Consider the following 1,120-nt stretch of genomic DNA (forward strand, 5'->3'; position numbering starts at 1 on the left):
GCTGGTGCCGACCGGGCTGGCCATTCACATCCAGGATCCGGGTCTGTGCGCCACCATCCTGCCCCGCTCCGGCCTCGGCCATAAGCACGGCATCGTGCTGGGCAACCTGGTCGGCCTCATCGACTCCGACTACCAGGGTCAGTTGATGGTCTCGGTCTGGAACCGTGGCAACGACAGCTTCACCATGCAGCCTGGCGAGCGCATCGCCCAGCTGGTGATCCTGCCGGTGGTACAGGCCAGCTTCCAGTTGGTCGACGAATTCAATCAGAGTGAACGGGGTGAAGGCGGGTTTGGTTCTTCTGGTCGCCAATAACAAGACCACACGGCCCCCTGGGGCACGTGCCAAATAATAGAATCAAGCCATTGTTTTTTTAGGGGAATCCATGGCAAGCAGTAACCAGAAACAGAGTCGGCGCGATCAGATCCTGCAGGCACTCGCCCACATGCTGGAAACCAGCCCGGGCCAGCGCATCACCACGGCACGCCTCGCGGCCGAGGTGGGCGTGTCCGAGGCGGCCCTCTACCGGCATTTTCCCAGCAAGGCGAGGATGTTCGAGGGGCTGATCGACTTTATCGAGGATTCCCTGCTGTCACGGGTCAACCTGATCATGGCCGAAGAGAAGGACACCATGGCCCGCTGCCATCACATACTGCAGCTGCTGCTGGTGTTCGCCGAGCGCAACCCCGGCATCACCCGCATTCTCAATGGCGATGCCCTGCTGGGCGAACACGATCGGCTGCGGGATCGCATCAGCATTCTGTTCGACAAGCTGGAGACCCAGATCAAGCAGGTACTGCGCGAGAAACGGCTGCGGGAAGGCCAGGGCTTCCAGCTCGACGAGACCATGCTGGCCAACCTGCTGCTGGCCTATACCGAGGGCCGCATCAGCCAGTTCGTCCGCTCGGAGTTCAAAATCAAGCCCACTGCCGGGTTTGAAGATCAGTGGCAGTTTATCCGCAGCCAGCTGCTGCAAAGCTGAGCCAGCAGACCGCATCAACCAATGCACGTCCGCTCGGAGTTCAAAATCAAGCCCACCGCCGGGTTTGAAGATCAGTGGCAGTTCATCCGCAGCCAGCAGCTGCAAAGCTGAGCCAGCAGACCGCATCAACCAATGCACGT

The 1,120-nt window shown here is 60.4% G+C and carries 2 protein-coding genes; both read left to right on the forward strand.

Annotation, left to right across the window (positions count from 1 at the left end):
- On the forward strand, positions 1-313 hold a 313-nt coding region (dut, locus tag AACR77_RS00420), incomplete at its 5' end, for a dUTP diphosphatase (RefSeq protein ID WP_042879085.1).
- A 70-nt stretch (positions 314-383) separates the two neighbouring features.
- Positions 384-980, forward strand: coding sequence for a nucleoid occlusion factor SlmA (slmA, locus tag AACR77_RS00425; protein WP_010676117.1), 597 nt, complete (start codon positions 384-386; stop codon positions 978-980).
- The last annotated feature ends 140 nt before the right edge of the window (positions 981-1,120 follow it).

The organism is Aeromonas sp. ZOR0002 (assembly GCF_963866995.1).
Lineage (GTDB): Bacteria > Pseudomonadota > Gammaproteobacteria > Enterobacterales > Aeromonadaceae > Aeromonas > Aeromonas caviae.